An 8,124-nucleotide genomic window follows, 5' to 3' on the forward strand; every position below is an offset into this window, starting at 1 on the left:
GGGCTTCCACTAAGGCTAACTCTCAACAGACAACAACACCTGCTTCATCAGCTGTTCCAGAGAACCCCCATCATGCCTCTCCTCAACCTGCTTCAGTACCACCTCCACAGAATGGGCCGTACCCACAGCAGTGCATGATGACCCAAAACCAAGCCAATCCATCTGGTTGGTCATTTTACGGACACCCATCTATGATTCCGTATACACCTTATCAAATGTCGCCTATGTACTTTCCACCTGGGCCACAATCACAGTTTCCGCAGTATCCATCATCAGTTGGAACGCCTCTGAGCACTCCATCACCTGAGTCAGGTAATACATTTACTGATTCATCCTCAGCGGACTCTGATATGACATCCACTAAAAAATATGTCAGACCACCACCAATGTTAACCTCACCTAATGACTTTCCAAATTGGGTTAAAACATACATCAAATTTTTACAAAACTCGAATCTCGGTGGTATTATTCCGACAGTAAACGGAAAACCCGTACGTCAGATCACTGATGATGAACTCACCTTCTTGTATAACACTTTTCAAATATTTGCTCCCTCTCAATTCCTACCTACCTGGGTCAAAGACATCCTATCCGTTGATTATACGGATATCATGAAAATTCTTTCCAAAAGTATTGAAAAAATGCAATCTGATACCCAAGAGGCAAACGACATTGTGACCCTGGCAAATTTGCAATATAATGGCAGTACACCTGCAGATGCATTTGAAACAAAAGTCACAAACATTATCGACAGACTGAACAATAATGGCATTCATATCAATAACAAGGTCGCATGCCAATTAATTATGAGAGGTCTATCTGGCGAATATAAATTTTTACGCTACACACGTCATCGACATCTAAATATGACAGTCGCTGAACTGTTCTTAGATATCCATGCTATTTATGAAGAACAACAGGGATCGAGAAACAGCAAACCTAATTACAGGAGAAATCCGAGTGATGAGAAGAATGATTCTCGCAGCTATACGAATACAACCAAACCCAAAGTTATAGCTCGGAATCCTCAAAAAACAAATAATTCGAAATCGAAAACAGCCAGGGCTCACAATGTATCCACATCTAATAACTCTCCCAGCACGGACAACGATTCCATCAGTAAATCAACTACTGAACCGATTCAATTGAACAATAAGCACGACCTTCATCTTAGGCCAGAAACTTACTGAATCTACAGTAAATCATACTAATCATTCTGATGATGAACTCCCTGGACACCTCCTTCTCGATTCAGGAGCATCACGAACCCTTATAAGATCTGCTCATCACATACACTCAGCATCATCTAATCCTGACATAAACGTAGTTGATGCTCAAAAAAGAAATATACCAATTAACGCTATTGGTGACCTACAATTTCACTTCCAGGACAACACCAAAACATCAATAAAGGTATTGCACACTCCTAACATAGCCTATGACTTACTCAGTTTGAATGAATTGGCTGCAGTAGATATCACAGCATGCTTTACCAAAAACGTCTTAGAACGTCTGACGGCACTGTACTTGCACCTATCGTAAAATATGGAGACTTTTACTGGGTATCTAAAAAGTACTTGCTTCCATCAAATATCTCCGTACCCACCATCAATAATGTCCATACAAGTGAAAGTATTGTCAGACGCATCAGCACTGGCTTGACCAGACGTCAATGTGTCAGCAATGTCGGCATACCAAGTTTTGCCAGTTGCAGCATCTTTAGCATTGCCAACCTCAGCCGGTGTTGCCGCTTTAATACCCTCCGCAAGTTTTGCTAATACTTCATCAAGTATCTTGGCAAGAGTCGCTTGAAGCTGGTCGTCCGTTTGCGTGCCTGCTTGAGCTTGTGCCACTAGGTCGTCTAACGCTGCCGTAAATGTTTTGCCAGTGCTTGGATCAGTTTGATTGCCCAAGTCCGTTCCCAGCGCACCTTCACAGATTGCAACTGGTTAAGCAGCGAAGTCTTCTTATCTGCAGGTAACTTGGCAGCTAATTGATTGATCGCAGTTTGCAGGTCTCGATTGGCACCAGTAAGTGAATCAACTGAGGCGTTCGTCTGATCAAGCGCCGTTTGTGCCTTCTGCGTTGCCGCTGCTAAAGCAGTCGTTGTGGCATCATCATACTTACCGCTGGCACTTAGCGTTTTGGCGGAAGCAATCAGATTAGTCAGTGCCTGCTTAGCTGCCTGCAATTGTGCAGGATCATCGGCCTTGATATTGGTGACAACATAGTCGACGGCTGGTGATTCATTACCGTATAAATCAGTCGACTTAAACTTGAAGGTGCCATTTGCCGTGACGTGACACCGGCTGCCGGAACATCCTGATATGTCTTGCCACCATCAGCACTATACTGAACCGTTTCGCCCGTTGCGGCAGCGTTTGCCGTCAGAGTCACCGTTTGGGCTGGTTCAGTGGTACTTGGCGTCACAGTTGGTGCTGCCAGTGTTTTCTTTGGTTCGTAGTAAACTGTGATGTTCTTGGTCGTGGTGTTATCTTCGCTATCTGTAACAGCAACAGTCAGCACGTTTTTGCGGTTCACTTGAAGCATCAGCTGACGCCAGTGAATCCAACGGATCCACAGACACCGGGAGCGCCAATCCATCCAGATGAACCAGATGGACCAAAGTGGCCAACTCGCACCAACTATGATAAGACGGTCCATGAGACCGTCAGTTATGTTGATCAGACTGGACACGTAGTGGCCAAGCCGCACACTGATTCTGTCAACTTCACACGAACCGTCGTTGTCGATAACGTTACTGGTGAAGTGATTACGAGTGGTGCTGGAACAACCGCCTGGACAGCGACAAATGGTGATACAACCTTTGATGCCGTTGTTAGTCCAGTGGTGTCGGGATCTGTAGCTGATAAAGCGCAGACAGCTGTCGTAACTGACCTGAATGCCGATTCAGCAGATGTTAATGAGACCGTGACATACACGAAAGTCGGATCATTGGTACCAAGCTCAAGTGATGGGAACTTCCCTAGAGTACCAAGAGTAGTCTATCCAAATGACCCACGTGATGCGACGAAGGTTACACCAGCCGGTGTACCGACGGTACCAGGTTATACAGCACATGATCCAGAAGGTCATGTTTTGACACCCGGTAGCCGTTATCAGCCAAGTGATCCGACGAAAGATACAACGATCACCTATACCGCAGATCAGCAAAAAGGTAGTGTCAGCTACGTTGATGATACGACCGGCAAAACTTTAAAGACGGATTCAATTTCAGGAACAACGGGCTCGAAATCCAGTTATAGTACCAGTGGCAGCATTGCGGATTATAAGAAACACGGGTATGAGTTAGTTACTGATGGCTATCCAGCAGATTTGACATTCGACAATGATGACAAACAGATCAGAACTTGGCCGAAGCGCCCCGTCCCTTTTTTGTGGGTGGGATTGCGGTGAAGGCATCCACGCATGGCGTGGATCTTATCTCTTGCCAATCTGGCACCTTGGGTGCCGAGAGCCCGGCGTGGGCGACCGTGTGGATCCAGGTCTTGCGACCGAGAAGTAGCTTGGGTCCCCACGCCGGATTCTCCCTGAACCGCCCGAACAGTTGGTTGAGTTGGCGCTCGAACTGATAAGACTGGGCAAGCGGGGAGAGCTCTCGACCCTGTCAGCCTAGCGGAGTTCTGCCATGTTTGGGATCGGGATCGATGTGAGCAAAGCCACGCTTGATGTGGCCGTCCATGGAGAGCAGTTTCGCCAATTCAGCAACGACAAGCGCGGCTTTGTGCGCTTGATTCGGTGGCTGAAGACGTGGCCGATCAAGCAGGTCGTTCTTGAGGCAAGCGGGGGTTACGAGCGTGCTGCTCTGGATGTATTGCACGCCGCTGGCCTGCCGATGGTACGAATCAATCCGGCGCGTGCACGGCGATTTGCCCAAGGCACGGGCCGTGCCGCCAAGACCGATCGGCTCGATGCGACAGTGCTGGCACAGATGGCCCATTTGTTGCCGCTGACCCGCTACGTACCGCCTGCTCCTTGGCAGCAGCGTCTGGCTGAATTTGCGCAATGCCGCAGGCAACTGGTGCAGATGCGGGTCAGTGAGATGCAGCGCTTGCGGCGATTGGTCGATCCGGATCTGATTGCGATGAAGCAACGCCATATAGCTCAGCTATCTGACGACCTGAAGCAGTTGGATAAAGCTATTGCCGAGCAGCTTGAGGGGCAGCCTGGCTGGAAGAATATCGGCGCGCTCAAAGGCGTCGGCCCCATCCTGATCAGCACACTGGCCTGCGAGTTGCCCGAACTGGGCAGCTTGGGAAGCAAAGCCATAGCATCGCTGGTGGGGTTGGCCCCGATGAACCGCGAAAGTGGCACCTGGCAGGGCCAACGGCGGATCAGTGGTGGGCGCGCGGTGGTACGCGAAGCCCTTTACATGGCGGCCCTGACGGCCATCCGGTACGAGCCAAGGCTGCGCGCGTTTTACGCTGGCCTGAAGGCCAAGGGCAAAGCGAGCAAGGTGGCGCTCGTGGCGGTCATGCGCAAAATGCTGGTGATCCTCAACGCCCGTAAGCGAGACGCCGAGGTGGCCCTCGGCTGCCCCTGACAAGACAGTTGCTACTGCCATGAACACCCCACCCAAGAACGTCCATCTCGCAACATCAGATTGCTTAGTTATCGCTTGTTACCTATGGGGCGTACTGCATTTTAGTGAAACGCTTAAAGCTAAGCACCAACTTGCTCAAAGTTTATTTCCTAATTTCCTAGAATATTCTCGCTTTGTCCGCCGTTGTAATGCCCTCTTACCGAGTATCCAAGTCATTCGCCAAGCACTCGTCTTTAAAGAGGTTGAAGGAATTAGTGTATCCATTATTGACAGCTTCCCCATTCCTTTGTGTCAGCCTATTCGTAATTTCAGAAGCAAAGTTCTTGGAGATTATGCAAATGTTGGCTACAATGCTACAAAGGGACAGTACTTCTATGGATGTAAATGTCATGCTTTAGTCAGTGAATCAGGCTATGTCATAGACTACACAATTACTCCTGCTTCAATGGCTGATAGTTCAATGACCGAGGAAGTGTTGAGTCAATTTGGGACACCAACAGTCCTTGGAGATATGGGATATCTAGGTCAGTCACTGCATGATAGGCTGGAATTAAAAGGAATTGATCTAATGACACCTGTCAGGAAGAACATGAAGCAAAAGAAAATCCTTTTCCCTAATTTTTCAAAACGTAGAAAAGTGATTGAGCGAGTTTTCTCTTTTTTGACAAATCTAGGAGCTGAGCGTTGTAAAAGTCGTTCGCCTCAAGGTTTTCAATTGAAATTAGAGATGATACTTTTAGCGTATTCTTTACTGTTAAAATCAGCTAAATCACTGGAACCAGAGACTTTAAGATATTCTATCGGGTATCAAGTCATGGCTAAATAATCAACTAGCAATTCGGGTATCTATCAATTGCATTTCTATTATCTAATCCTTTAAAATTCTTAAATTTAAAATGTCCATACAAGTGAAAGTACACGCAAATATCCTTATCCTTTCATTCATCGAATGCTTGCGCATGCCAATGCACAGACAATTCGATACTCACTTAAAAATAACACCATCACGTATTTTAACGAATCAGATGTCGACTGGTCTAGTGCTATTGACTATCAATGTCCTGATTGTTTAATCGGCAAAAGCACCAAACACAGACATATCAAAGGTTCACGACTAAAATACCAAAATTCATACGAACCCTTTCAATACCTACATACTGACATATTTGGTCCAGTTCACAACCTACCAAAAAGTGCACCATCCTATTTCATCTCATTTACTGATGAGACAACAAAATTCCGTTGGGTTTATCCATTACACGACCGTCGCGAGGACTCTATCCTCGATGTTTTTACTACGATACTAGCTTTTATTAAAAACCAGTTTCAGGCCAGTGTCTTGGTTATACAAATGGACCGTGGTTCTGAGTATACTAACAGAACTCTCCATAAATTCCTTGAAAAAAATGGTATAACTCCATGCTATACAACCACAGCGGATTCCCGAGCACATGGAGTCGCTGAACGGCTAAACCGTACCTTATTAGATGACTGCCGTACTCAACTGCAATGTAGTGGTTTACCGAACCATTTATGGTTCTCTGCAATCGAATTTTCTACTATTGTGAGAAATTCACTAGCTTCACCTAAAAGCAAAAAATCTGCAAGACAACATGCTGGCTTGGCAGGACTTGATATCAGTACTTTGTTACCTTTCGGTCAACCTGTTATCGTCAATGATCACAACCCTAACTCCAAAATACATCCTCGTGGCATCCCAGGCTACGCTCTACATCCGTCTCGAAACTCTTATGGATATATCATCTATCTTCCATCCTTAAAGAAGACAGTAGATACAACTAACTATGTTATTCTTCAGGGCAAGGAATCCAGATTAGATCAATTCAATTACGACGCACTCACTTTCGATGAAGACTTAAACCGTTTAACTGCTTCATATCATTCGTTCATTGCGTCAAATGAGATCCAACAATCCAATGATCTTAACATAGAATCTGACCATGACTTCCAATCCGACATTGAACTACATCCTGAGCAACCGAGAAATGTCCTTTCAAAGAACTGAAAATCAAAGTCCATCACACGCTTTTCATAAGGCAGATGGGCTTTTTTTAATCGTCTTTCCTGAAGGAGCGCTTCTCGTTCACGAAGTTCTTCACTCAAGAGTTCATGAAGGCCCTCTACTAAGGAAATATCCGCATGCTCATCTAAGAACTCTGGTAAGAGCTGACGCACACGATCGAGTTTTAAATGGTCCAATTGGTTGAGTAATTGATGATAAGTTGTCATAAGCGCTCCCTTCACAATAAATCGTAGGCTTGAAGATTCTCATCCACATAAGCCTCTAGTTCGTCTTCTTCAAGATGTTTGAAGACATCTGATTTAAGAATTTCAACGTAATCTTCACGGCGATAATTAAAGGGACGGTCGCTTAAAGGATGACGAGCAATCAAGCGTTGGTCACAATAGACTTTAAGGTCCTCTTGTTCTTTTTCACAGGTTACGGTCTGTCCAATATATTTAACCGGCACTGAATATTTACGCCCTTCAAAGATCACAAGTGCCTCTTTAGAGACTTTTCGAGTCAAAGGAACACTCAATTGACTATAAACTTTGAGAAGCTCTAAATCAAAAGCCTTGAGATTCAACGCCTCTTGGTCAAGACGTTCAGAAGGTGAGGTTCCAATCGCTTGAGAGATTTCTTTATGATTCAAATCTTCCATCAATTGTTGGACCAGTGCTTGTAATTCTTCAAGGTCTTCAAACTCATTGTTAAAGACAAGCAGGCGGTCAACAGTTCTCGCAAGCGCTTCTACTTTACCTTTGGTTTGAGGTCTGAATGGCCGACAAGCAATGGGTTTAAATCCAGCATCTTTTGCATACTGCCTGAATCGTTCATTGAAAACAACATTTGAGAATTGACTTTTAGAATGGTCCACCACTGTTTTCATATTGTCAAACCAAATTTCTTCAGGGACACCTCCGAATTTCTCAAAAGCGTGATTGAGACACTCAAAGAGTGTGGGTTGGAGACGGTCGACGGTCAATTGAAGATACTTCATCCGAGAGTAGCCAAGAATATACAGAAAGATATTAATCGTAAACACTTCACCATTGCGTGAGATCAGTTTTAAATTTTCTTTCCAGTCGACTTGAGCAGAAAGTCCAGGCGTTGTTTCAATTCGAATCGTTGCTTTATGTTTGCAGGATTCTCGAATCAATCTGGCATAGCGTTTGACGGTCGTATATGAGCCTTGATAGCCTTTTAGTTGGATGAAGTAGTAAATTGAGCGCACAGAGCAGCCAAGCTTGAGTTTATCTTCAATGATTGATTTATAGTTCTCAATAAGTGACGGTGGGACCCTTCGTTTTGAAGCTTCTTCAAGGGTCTTTTCTTTTCCGAGGTCATAATAACGTTTGACCGTCCGATAGTCACAATTATAGCGTCTGGCAATATCAGCGAAATTAGGTTTAATTCCAGTCATAAGATGTTCGGTTATACTTTCTAGGATGTCTTTTCTCATAAGGAAAAGCCTATCACAATTTTAAAGTTAACCTACATTTTCAATGGCCCGTTTCCTACATTTTAGCATGGCCCT

Annotated in this window: 6 protein-coding genes and 3 pseudogenes; 6 read left to right on the forward strand and 3 right to left on the reverse strand. The window is 45.0% G+C overall.

Annotated elements, in window-relative coordinates:
* Both BFL38_RS05185 and BFL38_RS15840 read left to right on the forward strand, forming a co-directional pair.
* The coding region (locus tag BFL38_RS05185; protein WP_218070515.1) for a hypothetical protein at positions 1–1,190 on the forward strand (1,190 nt) is incomplete at its 5' end.
* Positions 1,168–1,542, forward strand: coding sequence for a hypothetical protein (locus BFL38_RS15840; RefSeq protein WP_438357067.1), 375 nt, complete (start codon positions 1,168–1,170; stop codon positions 1,540–1,542). The genes BFL38_RS05185 and BFL38_RS15840, both read left to right, overlap by 23 nt.
* 95 nt (positions 1,543–1,637) lie before the next feature.
* Here BFL38_RS15840 and BFL38_RS14615 read toward each other — a convergent pair.
* A pseudogene (locus BFL38_RS14615) lies at positions 1,638–2,532 on the reverse strand (peptidase S8); the annotation flags it as partial.
* 30 nt (positions 2,533–2,562) lie between these two features.
* Here BFL38_RS14615 and BFL38_RS05205 point away from each other — a divergent pair.
* The 4 genes and pseudogenes from BFL38_RS05205 (at position 2,563) to BFL38_RS15755 (ending at position 6,590) form a co-directional block, all read left to right on the forward strand.
* The gene (locus tag BFL38_RS05205) at positions 2,563–3,417 is read left to right on the forward strand and encodes a mucin-binding protein (protein ID WP_218070517.1); all 855 of its coding nucleotides are present in this window, start codon (positions 2,563–2,565) and stop codon (positions 3,415–3,417) included.
* A gap of 232 nt (positions 3,418–3,649) precedes the next feature.
* Positions 3,650–4,564: an IS110-like element ISStma6 family transposase gene (locus tag BFL38_RS05210; RefSeq protein WP_005407612.1), complete on the forward strand. Its 915-nt coding sequence runs from the start codon at positions 3,650–3,652 to the stop codon at positions 4,562–4,564.
* Between the two features lie 34 nt (positions 4,565–4,598).
* Positions 4,599–5,390 (forward strand): annotated as a pseudogene (locus BFL38_RS05215) (IS982-like element IS982B family transposase); the annotation flags it as partial.
* Between the two features lie 123 nt (positions 5,391–5,513).
* On the forward strand, positions 5,514–6,590 hold the full coding sequence (locus BFL38_RS15755; RefSeq protein WP_069726070.1) for an integrase catalytic domain-containing protein: 1,077 nt from the start codon (positions 5,514–5,516) through the stop codon (positions 6,588–6,590).
* On the opposite strand, the pseudogene istB reads toward BFL38_RS15755, so the two are convergent.
* Positions 6,584–6,814: pseudogene (gene istB / locus BFL38_RS14620) on the reverse strand (IS21-like element IS712 family helper ATPase IstB); the annotation flags it as partial. The gene BFL38_RS15755 and the pseudogene istB overlap by 7 nt on opposite strands.
* A gap of 11 nt (positions 6,815–6,825) precedes the next feature.
* Positions 6,826–8,049: an IS21-like element IS712 family transposase gene (gene istA, locus BFL38_RS05230; protein WP_003331415.1), complete on the reverse strand. Its 1,224-nt coding sequence runs from the start codon at positions 8,047–8,049 to the stop codon at positions 6,826–6,828.
* Between the last annotated feature and the right edge of the window lie 75 nt (positions 8,050–8,124).

Origin of the sequence: Brachyspira hampsonii, assembly GCF_001746205.1 — a bacterium.
GTDB lineage: Bacteria > Spirochaetota > Brachyspiria > Brachyspirales > Brachyspiraceae > Brachyspira > Brachyspira hampsonii_B.

What these genes read in the sequence shown, in the direction of transcription:
- BFL38_RS15755 (WP_069726070.1), top strand. Translation starts at nt 5,514, where the DNA reads ATGCTTGCGCATGCCAATGCACAGACAATTCGATACTCACTTAAAAAT.
- BFL38_RS05210 (WP_005407612.1), top strand. Translation starts at nt 3,650, where the DNA reads ATGTTTGGGATCGGGATCGATGTGAGCAAAGCCACGCTTGATGTGGCC.
- istA (WP_003331415.1), bottom strand. Translation starts at nt 8,049, where the DNA reads ATGAGAAAAGACATCCTAGAAAGTATAACCGAACATCTTATGACTGGA.